The sequence below is a fragment of the Streptomyces sp. NBC_00341 genome (assembly GCF_041435055.1).
Classification (GTDB): domain Bacteria; phylum Actinomycetota; class Actinomycetes; order Streptomycetales; family Streptomycetaceae; genus Streptomyces.
Genome location: NZ_CP108002.1, coordinates 7,263,233 through 7,285,091 on the forward strand (window position 1 = coordinate 7,263,233; position 21,859 = coordinate 7,285,091).

17 protein-coding genes are annotated in these 21,859 nt (G+C 72.6%); 13 read left to right on the forward strand and 4 right to left on the reverse strand.

The window, feature by feature from the left end; translation table 11 throughout:
• Positions 1 to 33 precede the first annotated feature (33 nt).
• From OG892_RS32650 to OG892_RS32680, 7 genes are all read left to right on the forward strand, one after another.
• Positions 34 to 3,789: a S8 family serine peptidase gene (locus OG892_RS32650; protein WP_371630948.1), complete on the forward strand. Its 3,756-nt coding sequence runs from the start codon at positions 34 to 36 to the stop codon at positions 3,787 to 3,789.
• Positions 3,790 to 4,030: 241 nt separating this feature from the next.
• Positions 4,031 to 4,333 carry an urease subunit gamma gene (locus tag OG892_RS32655; RefSeq protein WP_073735027.1) on the forward strand — a complete coding sequence of 101 codons (303 nt, stop codon included), beginning with the start codon at positions 4,031 to 4,033 and terminating at the stop codon, positions 4,331 to 4,333.
• Entirely contained in the window at positions 4,330 to 4,668 is a 339-nt protein-coding gene (locus OG892_RS32660; protein ID WP_073735028.1) for an urease subunit beta, read from the forward strand. Before OG892_RS32655 ends, OG892_RS32660 begins: the two co-directional genes overlap by 4 nt.
• Before the next feature lies 1 nt (position 4,669).
• Entirely contained in the window at positions 4,670 to 6,373 is a 1,704-nt protein-coding gene (locus tag OG892_RS32665) for an urease subunit alpha (RefSeq protein ID WP_073735029.1), read from the forward strand.
• 10 nt (positions 6,374 to 6,383) lie between these two features.
• Positions 6,384 to 7,049, forward strand: a complete 666-nt coding sequence (locus OG892_RS32670; protein ID WP_073735030.1) for an urease accessory protein UreF — start codon at positions 6,384 to 6,386, stop codon at positions 7,047 to 7,049.
• Between the two features lie 49 nt (positions 7,050 to 7,098).
• Positions 7,099 to 7,773 carry an urease accessory protein UreG gene (gene ureG / locus OG892_RS32675; protein WP_328698088.1) on the forward strand — a complete coding sequence of 225 codons (675 nt, stop codon included), beginning with the start codon at positions 7,099 to 7,101 and terminating at the stop codon, positions 7,771 to 7,773.
• A 20-nt stretch (positions 7,774 to 7,793) separates the two neighbouring features.
• Entirely contained in the window at positions 7,794 to 8,486 is a 693-nt protein-coding gene (locus tag OG892_RS32680) for an urease accessory protein UreD (RefSeq protein WP_371630949.1), read from the forward strand.
• 13 nt (positions 8,487 to 8,499) lie between these two features.
• On the opposite strand, the gene OG892_RS32685 is transcribed toward OG892_RS32680, so the two are convergent.
• Together OG892_RS32685 and OG892_RS32690 are read right to left on the reverse strand one after the other, a co-directional pair.
• Positions 8,500 to 9,738, reverse strand: a complete 1,239-nt coding sequence (locus OG892_RS32685) for an MFS transporter (protein WP_371631726.1) — start codon at positions 9,736 to 9,738, stop codon at positions 8,500 to 8,502.
• Between the two features lie 131 nt (positions 9,739 to 9,869).
• Positions 9,870 to 10,946: a hypothetical protein gene (locus OG892_RS32690; RefSeq protein ID WP_371630950.1), complete on the reverse strand. Its 1,077-nt coding sequence runs from the start codon at positions 10,944 to 10,946 to the stop codon at positions 9,870 to 9,872.
• Positions 10,947 to 11,152: 206 nt separating this feature from the next.
• Between OG892_RS32690 and OG892_RS32695 the strand changes: the two genes are divergently transcribed.
• On the forward strand, positions 11,153 to 11,731 hold the full coding sequence (locus tag OG892_RS32695; protein ID WP_371631727.1) for a dihydrofolate reductase family protein: 579 nt from the start codon (positions 11,153 to 11,155) through the stop codon (positions 11,729 to 11,731).
• Between the two features lie 275 nt (positions 11,732 to 12,006).
• Here OG892_RS32695 and OG892_RS32700 read toward each other — a convergent pair whose 3' ends face one another.
• Positions 12,007 to 13,560, reverse strand: a complete 1,554-nt coding sequence (locus OG892_RS32700) for a peptidoglycan-binding protein (RefSeq protein ID WP_371630951.1) — start codon at positions 13,558 to 13,560, stop codon at positions 12,007 to 12,009.
• 378 nt (positions 13,561 to 13,938) lie between these two features.
• Between OG892_RS32700 and OG892_RS32705 the strand changes: the two genes are divergently transcribed.
• The 3 genes from OG892_RS32705 to OG892_RS32715 all read left to right on the forward strand — a co-directional run bounded on the left by OG892_RS32705 (position 13,939) and on the right by OG892_RS32715 (position 16,531).
• Complete coding sequence (locus OG892_RS32705) at positions 13,939 to 14,172, forward strand: acyl carrier protein (protein WP_073735036.1); 234 nt, start codon at positions 13,939 to 13,941, stop codon at positions 14,170 to 14,172.
• Positions 14,169 to 15,416, forward strand: coding sequence for a beta-ketoacyl synthase (locus OG892_RS32710; protein ID WP_073735037.1), 1,248 nt, complete (start codon positions 14,169 to 14,171; stop codon positions 15,414 to 15,416). Before OG892_RS32705 ends, OG892_RS32710 begins: the two co-directional genes overlap by 4 nt.
• A 191-nt stretch (positions 15,417 to 15,607) precedes the next feature.
• Positions 15,608 to 16,531, forward strand: a complete 924-nt coding sequence (locus OG892_RS32715) for an alpha/beta fold hydrolase (protein WP_371630952.1) — start codon at positions 15,608 to 15,610, stop codon at positions 16,529 to 16,531.
• 38 nt (positions 16,532 to 16,569) lie between these two features.
• Here OG892_RS32715 and OG892_RS32720 read toward each other — a convergent pair whose 3' ends face one another.
• The gene (locus OG892_RS32720; protein ID WP_371630953.1) at positions 16,570 to 19,020 is read right to left on the reverse strand and encodes an endonuclease/exonuclease/phosphatase family protein; all 2,451 of its coding nucleotides are present in this window, start codon (positions 19,018 to 19,020) and stop codon (positions 16,570 to 16,572) included.
• A gap of 577 nt (positions 19,021 to 19,597) precedes the next feature.
• Between OG892_RS32720 and OG892_RS32725 the strand changes: the two genes are divergently transcribed.
• Together OG892_RS32725 and OG892_RS32730 are read left to right on the forward strand one after the other, a co-directional pair.
• Complete coding sequence (locus tag OG892_RS32725; protein ID WP_371630954.1) at positions 19,598 to 20,872, forward strand: ROK family protein; 1,275 nt, start codon at positions 19,598 to 19,600, stop codon at positions 20,870 to 20,872.
• A 408-nt stretch (positions 20,873 to 21,280) separates the two neighbouring features.
• The gene (locus OG892_RS32730) at positions 21,281 to 21,847 is read left to right on the forward strand and encodes a flavin reductase family protein (RefSeq protein WP_371630955.1); all 567 of its coding nucleotides are present in this window, start codon (positions 21,281 to 21,283) and stop codon (positions 21,845 to 21,847) included.
• Positions 21,848 to 21,859 lie beyond the last annotated feature (12 nt).

Sequence of the window (21,859 nt, forward strand, 5' to 3'; positions counted from 1 at the left end):
CCGCAGCCCGTGATTTACCTTTAGATCAGCTGCATGACATTCACCCCCTCCACTGCCTCCGGCAGAGCGAGACCCGCTCGTGCGGGGCGCAGAGCCCTCCTCATAGCGACCTCCGTCGCCCTGGTGAGCGGCGCGCTGCTCCCCGCCACGGGCACCGCCGCCGCGGCCACCGGCCGGCCCTCCGCCACCGGCCACCCGGCCGCCCCGGTCAAGCAGTACGACATCACCCTGCTCACCGGTGACGTCGTGCACTACACCGACGGCGCCGGAAAGCAGGACACCGTCACCGTGGACCGGCCCGACGGCGCGGCGGGCGGCGTGCACGTCCAGCAGGCGGGCGACGCCATCTACGTCCTGCCCGACGAGGCGGCGCCCCTGCTCGCCGCCGGCAAGCTGGACCGCCGGCTCTTCGACGTCACCGCGCTGGCGAAGATGGGCTACGACGACGCGAGGTCCGGCGGCATCCCGCTGATCGCCACCTACCCGGCGAGCAAGGCCCGTTCGCTGCCCGCCGCGCCCCGGGGCAGCAGGACGGTCCACCGGCTGGACAGCATCCACGGCGCGGCGCTGAAGGCGGCCAAGGCCACCACCCGAGCCTTCTGGGACGACATCGCCGCCACGCCCGGGGCCCGTTCGCTGGACAACGGCATCGCGAAGCTCTGGCTCGACGGCCGGGTCGAGGCCGCGCTGAAGGACTCCGTACCGCAGGTCAACGCCCCGCAGGCGTGGGCCGCCGGCTACGACGGCAAGGGCTCCAAGGTCGCCGTCCTGGACACCGGAATCGACGCCGACCACCCGGACGTCAAGGACCGCGTCCTGGAGTCGAAGAGCTTCGTGCCCGGCGAGGAGGTCGACGACAAGAACGGCCACGGCACGCACGTCGCCTCCACCATCGCGGGCTCCGGCGCCGCCTCCGACGGCCTCAACAAGGGCGTCGCGCCCGGCGCGGACCTGATCGTCGGCAAGGTGCTGAGCAACGAGGGCTCCGGCGCGGACTCCGGGATCATCGAGGCGATGGAGTGGGCCAAGGCGGAGGGCGCCGACGTCGTCTCCATGAGCCTGGGCTCCAGCGTCCCGGACGACGGCTCCGACCCGATGTCGCAGGCCGTGGACTCCCTCTCGGCCGACGGCGGCCCGCTCTTCGTGATCGCGGCCGGCAACGCCTACGGCGCGGGCACCATCGGCTCGCCGGGTTCCGCGGACAAGGCGCTCACCATCGCCGCCGTCGACAAGCAGGACAACCGCGCGGACTTCTCCTCCATGGGCCCGCTGACCCGCAGCTACGGCCTGAAGCCCGACCTCTCCGCGCCCGGCGTCGACATCAACGCCGCCGCCTCGCAGTCGGTCCCCGGCATGGAGGGCATGTACCAGTCGATGTCCGGTACGTCGATGGCGACGCCCCATGTCGCCGGCGCCGCCGCCATCGTGAAGCAGCGTCACCCCGACTGGTCCGGTCAGCGCGTCAAGGACGCGCTGATGACCTCGTCGAAGGAACTGCCGGACTACACCCCGTACGAGCAGGGCACCGGCCGGCTCGACGTGAAGGCGGCGATCGACACCACGATCGAGGCCACCGGCTCCGTCGCCGTCGCGTCCTACGCCTGGCCGCACTCCGACTCGGACCCGGTCACCGAGCGCACCATCACCTACCGCAACACCGGTGACAAGGGCGTCACGCTGGACCTGGCGACCGACACGGACGCCGACGCCTACACGCTGTCGGTGAAGCAGCTGACCGTCCCGGCCGGTTCGACCGCACAGGCCGTCCTCTCGCTCGACCCGAAGAAGGTCGCCGACAACACCACCTTCTCCGGGCAGGTCGTCGCGAAGGACGCCTCGGGCGCCACCGTCGCGCACACCGGCTTCGCGCTCAACAAGGAGCAGGAGCTCTACGACCTGAAGATCGAGCTGCGCGACCGCGCGGGCAAGCCGATGGACGGACAGGTCGTCATCGCCGCCCTGGGCGACGAGAACCTGGGCGTCGTCGCCGTCCCCGGTGACACCACGCTGCGGCTGCCGCCCGGCAACTACACCGCCTGGACCGCCGCCGACATCAAGGGCGACACCGCCGACTCGCAGGCCCTCGCCTTCCTGGCGGCCCCCGAGATCATCCTCGACAAGTCGACGAAGATCACCCTCGACGCCTCCAAGGCCCACAAGGTCAGCGTGCGGACGCCGAAGGAGACCGAGAACCGCCAGCTGCGCTACGACATGGCGCGCACCGCACCGGACGGCACCGTCCAGCGCGACGCGTACCAGATCCCGCTGACGTACGACCAGCTGTGGGCGAGCCCGACCAAGAAGGTCACCCAGGGCAGCTTCTCCTTCCTGACCCGCTGGCGGCAGGGCGAGAAGCTCATCGACCTGACGGCCGGCGGCCGCGATGTGCCGGTGACCGTGCAGGGCGGATCGCCCGTCGCCGAGGACAGCGACAAGAAGCTCGGCAGCGTCTTCGCGGGCAACGGCGCCGCCGCCGACTACCGGGGCGTCAACGCCAGGGGCAAGGCCGTCGTCATCCGCGCCGACGCCTCCGTGACCCCCGCCGACCGGCTCGCGGCAGCCGTCGCAGCCGGGGCCAAGGCGCTCTTCGTCGTCAACCAGGGCGACGGCGTGCTGATGGAGTCGTACACCGACTACGGCACCACGGCGGCCATCCCGGTCGCGTCCGTCCAGCGGCTGGCCGGTGAGGGACTGGTCAAGGCGGCCAGGGGCGGCAAGAAGGTGACCGTGGAGCAGCGTAAGTTCGCGCGCTACGTGTACGACCTGGTCGACCGCCACGACGGCACCATCCCGGACCGCTCGCTGGCATTCGCCCCGTCCGCCCATCAGCTGGCGAAGGTGGAGAACACCTTCTACGGCAACCGCGACGTCGTCGGCGGCGGCTTCCGCTACGACATCCCGGACTACGGCCCCGGCGTCGGCTTCGAGGAGTACGAGAAGTTCCCGGGCACCCGCACGGAGTGGGTCACCCCGCTCCCCGGCGACTCGTTCTGGTACGAGAACCACTCGGTCCTCAACGACGAGAACACGGACACCGCGCTGGAGGAGCGCAGCGGCACCATGGACTACCGGGCCGGCCACAGCTACCGGGACTCGTGGTTCGCGCCGATCAGCCGCCCGAGGCTGGGCACCGGCTACTGGGGCCCGTTCCGCTCCTCGTACAACGACATCCAGTTCAACATCACGCCGTGGACCGACTCCGGCACGGGCCACTCCGGCTCGATGCCCGACAAGGAGTACGACAGCGGCACCATCGCCTTCTTCCAGGGCGACACCCAGCTCAGCAAGTCGGCCGGCCGCGCGGGCTACGCCTGGGACCTCTCGCCGGAGAAGCTCCCGTACCGGCTGGCGCTCGACGCCTCGCGTGACGAGGGGGTCTGGAAGACTTCGGTCCGCACGCACACCGAGTGGAACTTCCTCTCGGGCGCGCTCGACCCGTCGGGACCGGAGCAGGCCGACATCCCGCTGCTCCAGCTGGACTACGACGTCAAGACCGACCTGGCCGGTGACGTGAAGGCCGGGAAGACGACCGAGATCGGTCTCTCGTCCGCCACGCAGGAGTGGCTGGACGGTGCCGTGAAGGCGTCGAAGGCCTCGCTGTCGGTCAGCTACGACGACGGGGAGACCTGGAGCGCGGTGCGGCTGAAGAAGGACTCGGCCGGTTCCTGGACCGCCCGGTTCAAGACCCCGAAGAAGGGTGCCACCGCGGTTTCGCTCAAGGCGCACGCCGAGGCCGGCAGCGGCTTCACCGTGGACCAGGAGATCATCCGGGCCTTCGGCCTGAAGTGACCTGCTGAGCTCCTCTCTTGAGGCGGCCGCGCACCCCGGACGGGGGTGCGCGGCCGCCTTTCGCGTGGTCCGATGATGACCAAAATTTGTCTGCTTTGCCCGTATATAGTGGGTCATGATGCAAGAAAGGGACTTTTTGCGGTGTGGTGCGAGTTGCCACGGCGCCATCCGGAGGCTTATAAGAGGAACGTGGCCAAGGCGATTCCGGGAATTCCGGGGACTGCCGCCATGGAGGTTTCCCATGTTTCTCACTCCGTCCGACACGGAGAAATTGCTGCTGAGCGTCGCCGGAATGGTTGCCCGCGACCGCCGGGAGCGCGGCGTCCGTCTGAACTACCCCGAGGCCGTCGCCCTGCTCGCCTGCTGGGCGATGGAACGTGCCAGGGAAGGCGCCCGCGTCGCCGACCTCATGACCATGGGACGATCCGTGCTGACCCGCGCTGACGTGCTGGAAGGCGTTCCGGAGATGCTGCACGACGTCCAGGTCGAGGCGACCTTCCCGGACGGGCGCAAGCTCGTCACGATCACCTCACCGATCCCATGATCCCCGGCGAGATCCGCACCGGGCCCGGCGTGGTCCACCTGAATTCAGAACGCCGCGCATTGCGGCTCACGGTGGTGAACGACGGGGACCGCCCCATTCAGATCGGCTCCCATTTCCATTTCTTCGACGTGAATCCCGCACTTTCCTTCGACCGGCCGCAGACCGAGGGATTCCGGCTCGATATCCCGTCCGGCACCTCGCTGCGCTTCGAGCCCGGCGTCGGCGCGGAGATCACCCTCGTCGAACTCGGCGGACGCGCGAAGGTGCCCGGCATCGTCGTCCGCACCGCGCCCCGGTCCAGGGGCGCGCAGGACACCGCAACGGAGGGCGTGTGACATGGCACAACTGACCCGCGCCGCCTACGCGGCGTTCTACGGCCCCACCACCGGCGACCGCATCCGGCTCGCCGACACCGACCTCTGGATCGAGGTCGAGGAGGACCGCTGCTTCGGCGGCGACGAGGCGGTCTTCGGCGGCGGCAAGTCCATCCGCGAATCGATGGGCCAGGCCACCACCCCACGCGCGGAGGGCGCCCTCGACCTCGTCATCACCAACGTCGTGGTCCTGGACCACTGGGGCATCGTCAAGACGGACATCGGCATCAGGGCCGGCCGCATCGTCGCCCTCGGCCGCTCCGGCAACCCCGACACCGGCGACGGCATCCACCCCGACTTGGTGATCGGCCCCGGCACCGACGTCGTCTCCGGCGAGGGCCGCATCCTGACCGCCGGAGCCGTGGACACCCACGTCCACTTCCTGATGCCGGAGACCCTCCACGAGGCCCTGGCCACCGGCACCACCACCGTCATCGGCGGCGGCACCGGAGCCACCGAGGGATCCAAGGCCACCACGGTCACCCCAGGCGCCTGGAACCTCGCGATGATGCACCGGTCCCTGGACCGCGTCCCGCTCAACATCATGCTGTTCGGGAAGGGCTCCACCGTCGGCGAGGAGGCCCTGCGCGAGGCCGCGCTCGGCGGCGCGGGCGGCTACAAGGTCCACGAGGACTGGGGCGCCACCCCCGCCGCCATCGACGCCGCGCTGAAGGCCGCCGACGCCTACGGCCTCCAGGTCGCCCTGCACGGCGACAGCCTCAACGAGGCCGGCTTCGTCGAGGGGACACTCGACGCCATCGCCGGACGCGGTATCCACGTCTTCCACGCCGAAGGCGCGGGCGGCGGCCACGCACCCGACATCATCACCGTCGCCTCGCACCCCAACATCCTCCCGGCGTCCACCAATCCGACGCTCCCGCACACCGTCAACACCGTCGACGAACACCTCGACATGCTGATGGTCTGCCACCACCTCAACCCGCGCGTCCCCGAGGACCTCGCCTTCGCGGAGTCCCGCATCCGGGCGAGCACCATCGCGGCCGAGGACATCCTGCACGACATAGGCGCCCTCTCCATCACCTCCTCCGACGCCCAGGCCATGGGCCGCATCGGTGAGGTCATCTGCCGCACCTGGCAGGTCGCCCACGTGATGAAGCAGCGCTTCGGCGACCGGGACAGCGCACTGCCCGCCGACAACGAACGGGCCCGCCGCTACGTCGCCAAGTACACGATCTGCCCGGCCGTCGCCCACGGCATCGACCACGTCATCGGCTCCGTCGAACCCGGCAAGCTGGCCGACCTGGTGCTCTGGGACCCCGCGTTCTTCGGCATCCGCCCCGCCGCCGTGATCAAGGGCGGCATGGTGGTGTACGCACCCCTGGGCGACGCCAACGCCGCGATCCCCACCACCCAGCCCGTCCTGCTGCGCCCCACCGCCGCCGCAGGGGCCGCCCCGCACCTCTCGGTCAGCTTCGTCGCCCCGGCCGCCCTGGCCGACGGCCTCGCCGAACGCCTCGGTCTGGAGCGCGAACTGGTCGCCGTACGCCCCACCCGCCACCTCACCAAGGCGGACCTGCCGAACAACACCGCGCTCCCGGACATCCAGGTGGACCCGGAGACCTTCGCCATCCACATCGACGGAGAGCTCGTGGAACCGTCGCCCGCCACCGAACTGCCGCTGGCCCAGCGGTACTCCATGTTCTGATGGGGTTCTGATGGGCGCACTGGCACCCCTGCTGCTGGGCGACGGACGGCTTCCGGTCGGCGCGTACACCTACAGCGCCGGCCTCGAACCCGCCGTCGCCGCGGGCCTCACCCGCGACCGCGTCCCCGCACTGCTGAAGGCCCGGCTGCACACCACCGCCCGCACCGAGGCGGCCGCGGCCGTCCTCGCCCTGCGGGCCGCGCTGCGCGACCCGGTCGACTACGGCCCCGTGCAGCGGGCGCTGGCGGCACGGACCCCGGCCGCGCCGCAACGCGAGACCTCCGTGACGCTCGGCCGGGGCGTGCACCGGCTCGCCCGGCGCCTCGCCCCCGGCCATCCGGCGGTCACCGCACTGACCGCCATGCGCCCCCGCCCGCTGCGGCCGGTCGCGCTCGGCGCCCTCGGAGCCGTACTGAACGTCTCCGAGGAGGAGCTGGCGCACGCCGTCGTCTACGACGAGCTCCAGACCGTCGCGTCCGCCGCCCTGAAACTCCTGCCCGGCGACCCGCTCGACTCGGTCGCCTGGATCCTCGCCGCAGAGCCCGAAGCGGCCGCCGCGGCGGCCGCGGCCCTCGCCGTACGGACCCCGGACCAACTGCCCGCCCGTACCGCCGCGCTCACCGAACAGTGGGCGCTCGAACACGCACGACGCGAACGGAGACTCTTCCTTGCCTGAGAACGAGACCACCACCGGGCAGCAGCCCAACCCCCACTTCCACGAGCCGCTGAACCAGCCCCGGGCCCTGCGTCTGGGCGTCGCGGGACCGGTCGGCACCGGAAAGAGCTCCATCCTGGCCACCCTGTGCCGGGAGCTCGCCGGTGAACTCTCCATGGCGGTGGTCACCAACGACATCTACACCGACGAGGACGCCCGCTTCCTGCGCTCGGCCGGCGTACTGCCCACCGAACGCATCCGCGCCGTCGAGACCGGCGCCTGCCCGCACACCGCGATCCGCGACGACGTCAGCGCCAACCTCGACGCCGTCGAGGACCTGGAGGAGGCGTACGGACCGCTGGACCTGGTGCTCATCGAGAGCGGCGGCGACAACCTCACGGCCACCTTCAGCCCCGCCCTGGCCGACGCACAGCTCTTCTGCATCGACGTGGCGGGCGGCGGCGACGTCGCGCGCAAGGGCGGCCCCGGCATCACCGGCGCCGACCTCCTGATCGTCAACAAGACCGACCTGGCCTCCTACGTGGAGGTCGACGTGCCCGCGATGGTCGCCGACGCAGAGGAGGCCCGCAACGGGCTTCCCGTCCTCGCCCTCTCCAAGAAGGACCCGGCCTCCATAGCCGAACTCGCGGACTGGGTACGGTCCCTGCTGGTCCGTCACCGCTCGGGAACCCACATCCCCACCGACCCCGGCCCGATGGCGCCGCACAGCCACGAGCACCCGTGACGGACCCCACCGTTGTAGCCGTGGAGCGTGACGGCGACGGGCGCCACCTCGCCCGCGAACTGCGCGACGGCGCCTTCCTCGCCCCCCGCCCGCTGCTGCCGTGCCCCGGCCGGATCCGGATCGCCCTGGTCGGTATCCGGGCCGGGCTGCTCGCCGGCGACGAGCTGGACCTGAACATCTCGGTCGGTCCGGGCGCGCACCTGGAACTGGTCGAACCGGCCGGACTCGTCGCCTACGACCACCGGGGCGGCTGTGCCCGGTGGCGGGCCCGCGTCGACATCGCGGAGGGCGGCGAACTCACTTGGCACGGGTTGCCGTTCGTGGTGTCCAGTGGGGCGGACGTCGAACGGGCCATGGACGCCCGGCTGGCGGCCGGGGCCAGGATGCTGTGGCGCGACACCCTGGTCCTGGGCCGCTCAGGGGAGCGCGGCGGGCGGATCCGGGCCACGACCCGGGTGACGTACGAGGACCAGGAGCTGCTGGTCGAGGACCTCGACCTCACAGACCCCGAGGTGCGCGAACTCCCCGGACTCCTCGGCCCGAACCGCGTCATCGGCTCCGTCGCCGCGCTCGGCGCGACACCGCCCGGACCGCCGCACCCCTACCGGATGGACCTGGCCGGGCCCGGTGCGCAGGTGCGGCTGCTGGACACGGTGGCGCCGGCCGTCGAGGCGGAGCTGAGTCAGGTCTGGGAGTCCTGGCTCAGCCCCTGACGGCGGCGCCGGATCAGGCTCGGCCGGTCCGGCGGCCCCACGGGAACACCGACGCCCCCGCACACAGCAGCGCGGGCGCCGCCGCCAGGGCGAAGCACAGCGCGAGCGGCAGCCGGTCGACGAGCAGCCCGACCGCCGCGGTGCCGCCCGCGGCCCCCGCGTTGAACGAGGTGTTGACCCAGGCACCCGCCTGGGTGCGCCGGGCGGGGTCCACGGACTCGTCCGCGATCAGGTACCCGGTCGTGAGGACCGGGCCGACGAACAGCCCGGCGACCGCGACGGCGGCGGCCAGCACGTACAGCCGAGGCGAGAGACCGGCGACCGTCAGCGCCGCGCCCATCCCCGCGGCGGCCGCCGCCAGCCGCGTCCGGTTCGCCGACTTCCACCGGACCGCCCCGTACACCAGACCGCCGACGGCGCTCCCGGCCGAGAGGGCGGCCAGCACCCAGGACACCGCCGCGGCCTGGCCGCGCTGCTCGGTGAAGGCCACCACCAGCAGTTCGAGCGCCCCGAGGCAGATCCCCACGGAGACCGTCACCAGCGCCGTGCGGCGCAGGGCGGCGACGGTGCGCAGGCCCGGGAGGGGAGCGGCGGGCGCGTCGGCCGGGACCGCCTTCGCCCTCACGTGGTCGCGGGGCACCGCCGGTGACGACACCAGCGCGAGCGCCCCCACGACGACCAGCACGGCACCGGCCAGCACCGCGGCCGAGGGCCGGGCCGCCCGCACGATCAGGCCCACCAGCAACGGGCCCGTGACGTAGAGCAGTTCCTCCGCGACGCCGTCCAGACTGAACGCGCGCCGCAGGAGTTCCCGGTCCGGGACGAGACCGCTCCACAGCGTCCGCATGACCGGACCCAGCGGCGGGGTGCAGAGACCGGCCGCCACGGCGAGCGCCCCCAGGGAGAGGGCCGGGGCGCCCGGCCGCCAGGTGGCGAGGGCGAGTGCGCAGAGCGCCGCCGCGTAGAGCCCGGCCATCGGCGGCAGGACCCGGCGCGGCCCGTACCGGTCGATCAGCGCGGCACGGGCGGGGGAGAGGAGGACGCTGGCGACCCCGAACAGGGCCATGGCGCCGCCGGCCGCGGAGTACGAACCGGTGGCGTCCTTGATCGCGAGCAGCATGGCGAGCGGGACGATCCCGTAGGAGAGCCGCCCGAGCAGGGCGGCGCCGAAGGTGCGCGCTGCATGAGGGGTACGCAGGACAGTGGCGTACGAAGGCGCGCGCGTGGGCGCGCAAGGAGAAGTGGGCACGATGGCATTCCTCGTGAGGGCAGCGCCGGGACACGGCGCCGCGGGCATGCGGGGACACCGGAGTGCCGCACCCGGGTGACGGGTGCGGTCAGTGCGGGGTCCTACACACGAGGAGGCATCATGCGGGCAAATTATCAGACCGTCCGGCGTGGTGGCAGTGAGTTTCCGGCCTCCCCGGTGATGTCCGGGTTGGCTGCCATCACGTCTTCCGCGGCGGCCCACAGCCGGGGCAGGAACCGGGTCACCTCCGCACGGCGGGCCAGGATGTCGGCGGTGCCGGTGATCCCGGTGAGTTCGGCGACGGCCGCCTCGAACGTGGGCAGCCGTGCCACGTGCAGCGCGGGGGCGTCCACGGCCAGTACCGCGTGGCAGCGGGCGAGGGTCGCGACGATCCAGAAGACCGCCTCGCGGTGGTCACCCCGGTCCAGGAGTTCCAGGCTGCCGTCGACGGCGATGGGACGCGCCCGCGCGGTGAGGTCGCTGCTGAAGAAGAACGGCGTGCGCGCGACCGGGACCGTGGCGTCGAACGTCCTTACCAGCTCTCCCAGATGGTGCCGAACCAGCCGCTCGGGGACGTCCGCGCAGCCGAGCAGTCCCAGCAGCTCCGGATAGAGCTCCGGCCGCACGTACCCGGTCAGGACGTCGCGCACCGCCGGATAGCGCAGCCGGACGGTGGGGTTGCGCAGCGCGGCGACCAGCAGGACGTGCGTGGTGACCCCGGTGGGGAACATCCAGGCCGGCACCTGCTCGTGAAAGGGCGCGGCGGTGTCGAACGCGGCCAGGCGGCTCTCGACCCGGTGCCGGGCGTCCAGGCACCGACGGCGCACCCAGCTCCGCCCGGCGAACCTGGGCGAGACCTCCGCGTACAGGGCGCGCAGCCGGCCGGTGGGATCGTCGATGACCGTGTCGAGCCGGAAGCTGCCGGCCAGGTGGTACGAGGACAGCACGGCCGCCGGGTCGCGCAGTTCGGCCCACGGCACGTAAGTGATCTCCAGCAGGACGCCCTCGTAACGGAGTTTGCCGGGCTTGACGGGCGGTTCGTCCTCCTCCGTGACGACCACGACATCGACGTCGGAGGAGGGCGCCAGCTCGGCTCCGTCCGGTCGGCCGACGGTCGACCCGCTGAAGTACGCCCCCCGGTACCCGGCGGCGGGGCGGGCGTGCGCGGCCACCCAGCGGACCGCGGCGGCGCGTGCCGCTCCGACTCTCACCACGGGACTCCTCAAGGCCGCTGTGGGACGGGCGGCCCGCGCGGCCCTTCGTGATCCGCCCCTTCCCGGAAGATCTACGCGGCGTCCCCCCGGCCCGTCAAGCGGCCGCCGTCTCTTCCCGGCCCCGTGGACGGCCGCCCGGTAATGTCGGATTCGTTCCGCCGACCCGTCCCTGATTTCGATGATTCCGACCGGTGAGGTTCGCGATGCGCAAGGTCATCTATTTCATGTCGATGTCCCTCGACGGCTATATCGAGGGGCCGGACAGGGACATCGACTGGCATCAGGTCGACGATGATCTGCACCACGCCTTCAACGAGCGGCTCGCCGCGATGGGCGGCTTCCTGCACGGCCGGGTCGTCCACGAGCTGATGGCGGATTTCTGGCCCACCGCCGACCAGGACCCGGCCGCCGCCGGGCCGACGGCCGAGTTCGCGGTCATCTGGCGGAACATGCCGAAGTACGTCTACTCCCGGACGCTTCAGCGGGCGGACTGGAACACCACCGTCGTCCATGACGTCGTCCCGGAAGAGGTCATGGCGCTGAAGGAGCAGCCCGGCGGCGACCTGGCACTCGGCGGCGCCGGTCTGGCCGCGTCCTTCGCGGCGCTCGACCTGATCGACGAGTACTGGGTCTACGTCCACCCGGTCCTCATCGGCCGGGGAAAGCCCATGTTCCCGCTGACGGACACCAGGACCCCCCTGCGGCTCGCGAGCACCGGTGCCTTCGGCAACGGGGTCGTGGAACTGCGGTACGAGCGGGCGGAAAAGCCCTCGGCGCGCTGACCGCCGCGCGGGTACGGCCGTGCCCCGCTCCGGTACCGGCGAAAGGAACCACATGGCACCGGACCCACCCGGTCCAGCAGCCGGCGGATGACCTGGCCGGCCGCGAGGTCGGGGCCGCTGCCGTCCCGCTTGTCGTGCTCGACGGCGAGGGTGCCCGTGGGGCAGCCGTAGCGGGCCGTCTCCCGCCCGCCGACCCGGACGTCGATGGCCTGCGACCCGCTCGATGACTCCCGGACACGGCCCGGGGCGGCGGGCCCCGCCCCTGACCGGGTCCGTCAGCGGCCCGCCCGCAGCGCCGCCCAGGTGTCCGGCCCCACGACGCCGTCCGCCGTCAGGCCGCGGCTCGTCTGGTAGCCGCGCACCGCCGTCGTCGTCGCGGGCCCGAAGCTCCCGTCGATGCCGACGGACGAGCCGAGCGTCGCGGTCAGCGCGCGCTGGAGCCGCTTCACGGCGTCGCCGGAGGCGCCCTCGCGGAGCGTCGTCGTCGGGCCGGCCGACAGGAGCGCGGTCCAGGTCCTGGCCCCCACGACGCCGTCCGCGTCCAGCCCGTGCGCCGTCTGGTAGTCCGTCACCGCGCCCTCGGTGGCCGGGCCGAAGGTGCCGTCGGCGTCGCCCGCAGCCTGGCCCTGCTCGTTCAGCAGCTGCTGGACCGCCTTGACCTGGGCGCCCGTCGAGCCGCTGCGCTGGACGGCGTAAGCGGCGAAGCTCAGCCCGTCCGGGGCGGTGCCGCCCCCGGTGTCCCCGCCCACCAGCTGCATGTAGCGCGTCCAGTCCCAGTTCGGGCCGGGGTCGGTGTGGTCGTTGCCCGGCGCCTCGCTGTGGCCGATGATGTGCGCCCGGTCCTTCGGGATCCCGTACCGGTCGCACAGGTACGCGGTCAGGGCCGCGGAGGAGCGGTACATCGGGTCCGTGAACCAGGACGGATCGTCGACGAACCCCTCGTGCTCGATGCCGAGCGCGGAGGAGTTGGCGCTGCGCGCGTGGTACGCGGTGTCGCTGTCGCGGACCATCTGGGTGATCTGGCCGTCGGACGAGCGCACCACGTAGTGCGAACTCACCTCGGCCACCGGGTTCTGGAACCAGCTGATCGAGCCCGCGTACGAGCCCTGCGTGATGTGGACGATCACCTTGTCGATCGCCGCCGAGCGGCCCGCCGCGAAGTTGGCCGGATCGGCCGGGACCCAGAGCGCGGCCGGGTAGTCGGCGCTGCGCGTGCCCGGCTCCGCGGCGGCGAGCGAGCCCTTGTCCGGGGAGACCGGCCGGCCGGTCACCGAGATCCGTTCGCCGTCCGGGGTGAGGGCGTCGAGCCCGTCCGCCAGGAAGGTGTAGACCGTGTCGGCGTAGAGGGCGGCGGCCGGGCCCCCGGTGCCGCTGTAGCGGGCGACGGCCGGGTACCAGGCGTCGATGTCCGCCCGGTCCCGGGCGTCCAGGCCGAGCTTGTCCGCGTAGCCGCGCAGCACCGCGGCGCCGCCCAGGATGTTGGCCCCGGTGTCGGTGCGGAGGTCGGCCAGGGGCTCGCCGGTGAGGGCGGCGGCCCGCTCCAGGGTCCGGTTCGACGGGTTGCTGACGAGGTGCATCACGCCGTAGCCGTTCGCCTGGCTGGGGAGTCCGGCGTGGCCGTCGAGGCGGCTCTCGCCGTATCCGACGGCGGCGAGCAGATCGCGCGGTACGCCGAACCGGCTCGCCGCCCGCTCGAAGGCCCGGTCCAGCGGGTGGCCGGGGTCCGGCGCGGCGAGGGCGGGGGTTCCGGTGACGGTCAGGACGGTGGCGGTGAGGGCCGCCAGCACGGATGCGCGGGCCTTGGTGTGGGCTGCCGGGCGGCTGGGCATACCTGCTCCTGCTCTGTGGGGGAGAAGAACGGCCCCCGGGCCCGGGGTGGGGTGGGCCGGGGCCGCGAAGCCCGCCCAGATTAGCTAGCTGTCCAGAGCATGACAATCAACGCGCCCTGTGTCGAACTCGCTTTCACTCCAATGGAGTTGACATGCGGATACGGGCGCGTCCACCCGGCGGCCGGCATCGGCCGGTCCCGGTCCGGGTACCGGGGGATTCGTACACCTGCCCAGCACCCCCACCGCACGGGGGAACGCGGGCCTAAGCCGCCTCCCACAGGGCGTATAAAGGGTCCCTCCGGACCGGCCGGCGTCCCCCGACGGCAGTGACCTCTCACGCGGCAAGGCGTCACCGCGTACGACAGCGGAGGAGTGCCCATGAGCACGGCAGACGAGATCAGCACCTTGCTGGTGGCGAACTTCGGAACCGATCCCGTGGCGATCCGCCCCGAAGTGTCGCTCCGTCAGCTCAGGCTGGATTCCCTGGCCCTGGAGGAACTGCGGCTCCTCATCGAGGACCGGATGGGCGTCGACCTGGACGACGTCCAGCTCACCTCGCGCGACACCGTCGGCCAACTGGTCGACGCGGTGCGCGCCAAGGCCGCCGCGTGACCGGCCGGTACCGCCCCGAGCCGTTCGCCGCCGCCGTCACCGGGATCGGTCTCGTCACCGCGGCGGGCGTCGGCGCCGACGCCACCTGGCGCGGGGTCTCGGAGGCCGCCACCGCGCCCTCGGTCCCGCACCGGCCCGAACTCCACGACCTGCCCTGCGACTTCATGTACACCGTCACCGGCCTCGACACGAGGGCGATCCTCGGCGTGGCGACCCAACGGCTCATGGACCGCTTCTCGCAGCTCGCCGTCATCGCCGCCCGTGAGGCCGTCGCCGACGCCGGACTCGACCCCTCGGTCTGGGACAGTTCCCGCGTCGCCGTCGTCATCGGCTCCGCCCACGGCGGACTGCCCTTCTACGACCAGCAGCACGCCGCCCTCACCGAGCGAGGCGCCCGCCGGGTCTCGCCCAAACTCGCCCCGCTCACCGTCGTCAACGGCGCCGCCAGCAGCGTCGCGACCGACCTCGGCGCACACGGACCCAGCCAGGCCGTCTCCACCGCCTGCTCGTCCGGCACCGTCGCCATCGGCACCGCCCACCAGATGCTGCGCACCGGGGCCTGCGACATCGTCGTCGCGGGCGGCGCCGAATCGGTCTGCTCCCGGCTGCTGATCGCCAGCGCCTGCCAGCTGAAGGCCGTCTCCACCCGCCGGGACGACCCCGAGTCCGCCTGCCGCCCCTTCGACACCCACCGCGACGGCTTCGTCGTCGGTGAGGGCGCCGGACTCCTCGTGCTGGAGCGCCCCGAGCACGCCCGCGCCCGCGGCGCCACCGTCCGCGCGCACATCGCCGGCTACGGCGCGTCCAGCGACGCGTACTCCGCCGTCGCGCCCGACCCCGAGGGCCTCGGCATCGAACGGGCCCTGCGCGCCGCCCTCGCGGACGCCGGAATCGGTGCGGCGGACATCGGACACGTCAACGCGCACGGCACCTCGACCGTGGCGAACGACCTGATCGAGACGGTGATGCTGCGCCGGGTACTCGGCACGCACCCCCTCGTCACGTCCACGAAGGCGATGACCGGGCACACCCTCGGCGCCGCGGGCGGCATCGAGACCGCGCTGACCGTGCTGGCCCTCCAGCACCAACTCGTGCCGCCCACCGTCAACCTGGACGCCCCGGACCCGGAGATCCCGCTCGAAGTGGTGAGCAAGGAGGCCCGGCCCGGCGTGTTCGACGCGGCCGTCAAGACCTCGCTCGGCTTCGGCGGCCACAACGCCGCACTCGTCCTCACCAGGGCCTGACCGTGCGGCCCCTCCCAGAGGCTGTCGGGTGGCCTCCGGCCGGGCGGCCACGCCCCGGCACGCACACTTCCGGCGTTGTCGTCGGTCATCAACGCTCCGCGTTGACTCCCTCCTCCGCCTTGGAATCGCACGCACCGGACCGCGTCCGCTTCCGGCCGGAGGCCACCCGACAGCCTCTAAGGATGGCCACCATGCCCGACGAGATCGTCCGGAACCTGTCGGTGCACGGGCTGCGCTACAGCTACCGGACCCTGCCCCAGCCCTCGCCCCGCACCGAGCCCGTCATCGTCCTCGGCGGCGCGCTCCAGGGCATGTACGGCTGGCCGCAGATGGACGAGCACCTGGGGCCGAGGGCCCACGTCGTCACCGCCGACCTGCCCGGCATGGGCAGCGCCGACCCGCTGCCGCCCGGCACCGGAGACGACATCCTGTACGAGGCCGTCACCGGCATCATCGACGACCTGGGCGTCCCCCGGGTCAACCTCTTCGGCTTCTCCTACGGCACGTCGATCGCCTTCGGCTGCGCCCGGCAGAACCCCCGCCGCATCGCCCGGATGGTGCTCGGCGGCGTCCCGGTCCACATCAGCGACGCCCAGCGGAGCCAGTGGGGCCGGGCGGTCGACCGGCTGGGCTCCGGTGACATGGAGGGGCTCGCCAGCCTGACCGCGGAGGCCCTGCTGTGCCTGGACCCGGCCCGCAACGTGCACCGCAGGGAGCTCGCCCGGCGCTACGTCCGGCGCTCCTTCCTGCACGCGCTCAGCCACTCCCCGCACGCCGCGCAGTCGCTGCGCCGGGCGCTGGGCCACCGGCCGGACTTCTCCGGCGGGCTGAGCGGTGTGCCGACGCTCGTCTTCGCGGGCGAGCACGACACGGTGACCTCGCCCGAACGGCAGCGGGCCTTCGCGGCGACGATCGAGGGCAGCCGCTTCCTGACCATCGAGGACTCGGACCACTGGGTCGTGCTGGAGCGCCCCGACGACGTCGCGGACCTGGTCGCCCGCTTCTTCAGCGACCTCCCCCTGGAGCCGGCGCCCGCGCTGTGGCCCCTTGCCGCCGCGCTGCCGCGTCCGCGTGCGCGCCGGGCGGGGGCGGCACTGCCGCGGGCGGGTGGCTGAGCGTCCGCCGGACCGCCCCGCCGCCCGCCCGCGCGGGATCAGCGGTGGCCGTGGTGGCCGCCGTGATGCCCGTGGTCCCCGTGGCCGGACGCGTCGGCCCGTACCCGTACGATCTGCGGGTCGTGGTCGCTCGCCTGGTCCGCGAACTCCGCGTTGATGTGCACCACGTCGTAGTCGAGGCGCCGGATGCCCGGGCTCGTCAGGATGTGGTCCAGCGTCTGCGAGTTGCCCTCGTACACATAGCTGTACCGCTCGTTCGCCGGCAGCGTGTTGATCAGCGGCTTGAGCGCCTTCCCGGCGGTGAGCGCGGACATCGTCGGTGAGAACGCGAAGTCGTTCAGGTCGCCGAGGGCGATGACGCGCGCCGACTTGTCCGCCGACAGCAGTGACTTGACGAAGGTGTTGACCTCCGCCGCCTGCTTGACCCGCTTGGTCTCCGAGCTGCGCACGGGCGGCTGGTAGCGGCCGTGCAGCGGCTGGTCGCCGCCCTTGGAGGTGAAGTGGTTGCCGATGACGAACACCGGCTCGCCGCGGAAGCGGAACTCACCGACCAGCGGCTTGCGGCTGTCGGACCACGACTCGTCCAGCGGGCTGATCCGGCCGGGCGATGCCGACAGGGTGACGCCGTGCCTGGTCTTCACGGCCTTCACCGCGGTGGTCGCGTCGCCGCCGGCGCGGTCCACGAAGGAGACCCGGGCGGGGTTGAAGAGGAAGACGTTGCGGATGTTGCCGCCGGGCTCGCCGCCGTCCTTGCCGTCCTGCGGAGCGACATAACGCCATGAGTAGCGCGGACCGCCCGCCGCGACGATCGCGTCGGTGAACCGCTTCAGCGTCGCCTCCGAACCGACCGTGCCGTCGTCGACCGCGCCGTTGTCGTCCTGGATCTCCTCCAGCGACACGATGTCCGGGGAGGCCAGGTTGACCGCGACGCCCTTGGCGAGGGTGTCGAACTTGCCCTGGTCGTCGAGCGCGTCGAGGTTCTCGACGTTGTAGGTGGAGACGGCGAGTTCGTCGCGCTTCTGCTCCCTGGTGACCTCGCGCTTCAGGTGCCGGTCGGTGAGTGTGCCGAGCCGGGTGGCCTGGAGGCTGTAGCCGCCGAAGGAGTCGTAGTCCAGCACGCCGCTGGTGGTGCCGGACAGCACGTCGCCCACGTTTGCCACCGGGAGGGGCCGGCCGGCGTCGAGCGACATGACCTTGATCCGGCCGGTGTTCTGGTCGGTGTACGAGGAGTACAGCGTGCCGCCGCGCCGGGTCGGGTTCTGCTTCGGCTCGACGGTCACCCAGACCTCGCCGTACGAGCTGGTGGCGCCGGTGACCCGGGTGTCGGAGGTCTCGACCCGGTTGCCCTCAAGGGATTCGTAGAGATCGAGCGCGTACTTCGCCGGTTCGAGGGGCAGTGCGTCGATCGGACCGCCGTCCGCCGTGGGGGCGTAACCGCCGGGCACCGAGGCCGCGTTGAGCACGACCGGCGCGGGCAGCGCGTTGCCGGAGGAGAGCACCGTGGTCCTGGGCGCGGTGATCTCGGTGACGGACTGCGTGGTGGCCGAGGGGTAGTACTCGTCCACCGTGCCGCTGACCAGGACCGAATCGCCCACCGAGACCGTCGGGGCGGCGGAGCCGGTGTAGACCAGGACGCCCTCGGAGGTGCGGGGGTCCGCGTCCGGCGAGGGGTCCTGGATCCAGAATCCGCGCGAACCCGTGGCGCGGACCGCCGTGACGATGCCGGGGACCCCCGTCACCGCCTTGCCGTCCAGCGGGGAGACCCGGGTGGCGCCCTGGATGTCGTGCACGCGCACGGTGCCGGGCTCGGTGGGGTTGCCCGGGTCGCCGGGGTCCTCGCCGCCGCCGGAGGTCTCACCGGCCGCGTTCACCGGGGTGGGTGCGCCGGGGAGAAGGTCGGCGGCGTTGTCGTCGGTGTCCGCGAGGGAGGCCGCGCGCGCCACGGAGGCGGTGGCGGAGGCGCCCGTCGCCGGTCCGGTGCCTTCCCGGACGACCGCGGAGCCGTAGCCCACCAGGTCGACGACCCGGGTGTCGGAGGCGCAGTCGGCCGCCGTCTTGCAGGTCAGCGCCGTGGTGCCGGAGACCAGCGCGACCGTGCCGCTCGCGGCGGACATCGCGACGGTGCCGGTGGCATCCGGGGCGGGCAGGGTGACGGTGCCCCCGGTGCCCGCGGCCTCCGCGACCAGATAGCGGCCGCCGGGTGCGACGGCGCCGGTGAGCGGGGACACCTGCCACTGCGAGCCGGCGGACGGCGCGCCGGGCAGGTACTGGACGCTGAACCCGGACAGGTCGTACGCGGCGGAGCCGGCGTTGGCCAGTTCGACGAAGTCGCGGGTGAGCGTCGCGCCCGAGTTCCCACCGCCCCCGTACACCTCGGAGATCACGGCGGACGCGGACGGGGCCGCGAAGGCGGCGGGCAGCGCGGTGGCCGAGAGGGTCACGGCGACCGCGCCGGCCAGCAGGACGGAGCGAGGTCTGGATATGCGCACGGAAACTGCCCCTCAGAGTGTGATGAGGGAGCACAAGCTATGCGCGTAGAACCGGCGATGACAAGGCATCAGAGGTTAATTCCGGGAATCGTTCCGCCATCCGGCCCACACCGGCCGCCGACCGGGCTCCGGACCTGCCTCCGGCCGGGCTCCGCACCTGCCGGGCCACCGGCCCGCGCGCCACTGTTCACGCCCCCGTCGGACGCCCGTCACACCGCCGCAACGCGGGGCAACACCCGGCAGGGGAACGGGTGTCCAGGATGCGGCAAAGGTTTGACCGGGTTGCGCCGGTCCGGTTACGTTGCGCGGCATGCAGCGATCCGCACACCTGACGACGCGAGGTCATATCGACCTGAAGCGTGTGTGCTCCGCCGTGTGTCATCGGGTCTGAGAGCACCACGCCCGCGCGATCCGTCCGCAGGGGCGCTCCAGCCGCCCCCGCCCGGCCCCGCAGGGTGTCTCTCCACCGCAGCGCAGCGCCCCCGGCCTTCTTCCCCGTGCCGGTGCGCACCGCCAGGGCTCCGCACCCGGAGCACACACCGCGTCACCCGCTGACATCGAGGACCTGGAAGACACTGTGAAGAGTCTGTCCGCACCCGGCCGTCGCCCCCGTCCGCCGCGCCGCTCCGACCTGCCCGCCGCACCGACCGCCCGCCGGCCCGCGGGCCCCGGTCCGGTGTTCGGGGCGATCCTCGACCACGGGCCGGTGGCACGCTCCACCGTCGCCCGGCTCACCGGCCTCTCGCCCGCCTCGGTCACCGGCCACGTCGCCCAGCTGCTGGCCCGCGGGCTGGTCCGGGAGAGCGCGGAGACGTCGGGGCCCCGGGGGCTCGGCCGCCCGCACATCCCCGTCGAGATCGACACCGGCCGCTACCTGGTGGCCGGGGCGCACATAGCCGTCGCCCACTCCACCGTCTCCCTGATGGACCTGCGCGGCCGGATCGTGGCAGAGGACCGCCGACCCCACCGCACCACGGACCCCCGCCGGATGCTCGGCGAACTCGCGGCCCGGCTGCCCCGGCTGGCGGCCGCGCACGCGGGCGGCCGCACCGTGCTCGCCCTGGGCCTCGCCACCGGGCACCGGGTCGATCCCGTCGCCGGGGTGATCGTGGAGCATCCGCAGCTCGGCTGGCGCGACGTCCCGGCACGCGACGTCCTCGCCGCCGCGACCGGGCTCCCGGTCCACGTGGACAGCCATTCCCGCGCACTGGCGCGGGCGGAGCAGCTGTTCGGCGAGGAGTCGACCCGGACCAGTACGGTCCTGCTCTTCGTCGGCGCGGTCGTGGACGCCGCCTTCGCGACCGAGGGTGCCATGCACCGGGGCCCGCGCTCGGGAGCGGGCAGCGTGGCCCATCTGCCGCTCGGTACCGCGGAGGCGGGCGGCGACGCCGACGGGGCGGGCGGTGGCGGACGTTGTTCGTGCGGGCGGACCGACTGCCTCCAGTCGGAGGTGTCGGAGTGTGCCATGGTGCGACGCGCGGCCGGTCAGGGGCTGGCCGTGGACTCGTTCCTGGAACTGCTGGACCTGGCGCTGGCCGGTGAGCCGCGGGCCGTATCGCTCTTCCGCCGCCGGGCGCGACTGGTGGGCCGGGCGGCGGCGCTCCTGCTGGACATGTTCGACCCCGAGGTGCTCGTCGTGGTCGAGCCGGGGGTGGGCCGGATGCCCGGGTGTCTGGCCGATCTGCGGGCCGAGGTGGCGAAGCGCTCCTGGGTCTGCGAGGACCCGGAGCGGGCCGTGGTGCCGACCAGCTTCACCGGCACGGTGCTGGCCACGGCCGGTGGCGCGGTGGCGCTCGGCGCGCTGTACACGGATCCGCTCGGTCCCTGGCCCGCGCTGCCCGCGGTCTCCTGACGGTCCGCCGATTCCGGCGGCCGTTTCCTCGGCCGACTTAATTCAGGCAGTTGCATTGTTGACCGGGTACGAATGCGGACGGGATGATGGATTCATGACCAGCCGGCAGCGGAATTCAGGGAACGCGTCCTTCGTGATGCGCGTCTTCCGCCTGCCCGTGACGGCGTTCGCCGCCGTCCGGTTCCTGTGTTGTCGCCCCTGTCCGGGCCTCCGGTAAATCCTGCCGCGTCCGCTGTACTTCCTGCGCGGTTTTTCATCTGCCGGATTTCCCGCGGCCGATATGCGCCCGTTCGAAATCCACGTCCCGGCCGACGTGCCCGGCATCGCAGTCCTGCTGTTCGCGTACTCACGTATGCCCGCGGCTTTTCCTCGCACCCTGCTGACCCACCCACCCACTCGGGAGAGACGTTGACCGTCACCGTGTCCTCATATTCCGCGCCGGCCGCACCGACCGAACCGGCGGCACCGACCAAGCCCGGCATCGACCCGCGCCGATTCCGGCAGGCATTCCGCCGCTATCCCGCCGGAGTCGTCGTCATCACCGCCGACGCGGGCCACGGCCCCATAGGTTTCACCGCGACCTCGCTCAGCTCGCTCTCGCTGGACCCGCCGCTGGTGTCGTTCGGCATCGGCACCACCACCTCTTCCTGGCCGCACATCGAGCGGGCCCGCACGGCGGTCGTGAACTTCCTCGGCGCCGAACAGCAGGGACTGGCCACCACGTTCGCCACCAGCGGCATCGACCGCTTCGCCGCCCCCACCCGCTGGCAGCGGCTGCCGGAGGGGGAGCCGGTGCTCGACGATGTGGCCGGGTGGCTGCGGCTGGAGATCGAACAGCTCGTCCCGGCCGGTGACCACCGCATCGTCATCGCCCGGGTGGTGGACGCCCGGCTCGACGAGGGGCGCAGCCCGCTCCTCTTCCACGACGGCGCCTACCTCACCCTCCGGGCGCCCGCGCCCCCCACCGGCCACTGATCAGGGATTCGC

Excerpts from the sequence above, each read along its gene's own strand:
- OG892_RS32650 (WP_371630948.1), top strand. The coding sequence starts at position 34 with ATGACATTCACCCCCTCCACTGCCTCCGGCAGAGCGAGACCCGCTCGT.
- OG892_RS32655 (WP_073735027.1), top strand. The coding sequence starts at position 4,031 with ATGTTTCTCACTCCGTCCGACACGGAGAAATTGCTGCTGAGCGTCGCC.
- OG892_RS32660 (WP_073735028.1), top strand. The coding sequence starts at position 4,330 with ATGATCCCCGGCGAGATCCGCACCGGGCCCGGCGTGGTCCACCTGAAT.
- OG892_RS32665 (WP_073735029.1), top strand. The coding sequence starts at position 4,670 with ATGGCACAACTGACCCGCGCCGCCTACGCGGCGTTCTACGGCCCCACC.
- OG892_RS32670 (WP_073735030.1), top strand. The coding sequence starts at position 6,384 with ATGGGCGCACTGGCACCCCTGCTGCTGGGCGACGGACGGCTTCCGGTC.
- OG892_RS32695 (WP_371631727.1), top strand. The coding sequence starts at position 11,153 with ATGCGCAAGGTCATCTATTTCATGTCGATGTCCCTCGACGGCTATATC.
- OG892_RS32700 (WP_371630951.1), bottom strand. The coding sequence starts at position 13,560 with ATGCCCAGCCGCCCGGCAGCCCACACCAAGGCCCGCGCATCCGTGCTG.
- OG892_RS32705 (WP_073735036.1), top strand. The coding sequence starts at position 13,939 with ATGAGCACGGCAGACGAGATCAGCACCTTGCTGGTGGCGAACTTCGGA.
- OG892_RS32715 (WP_371630952.1), top strand. The coding sequence starts at position 15,608 with ATGCCCGACGAGATCGTCCGGAACCTGTCGGTGCACGGGCTGCGCTAC.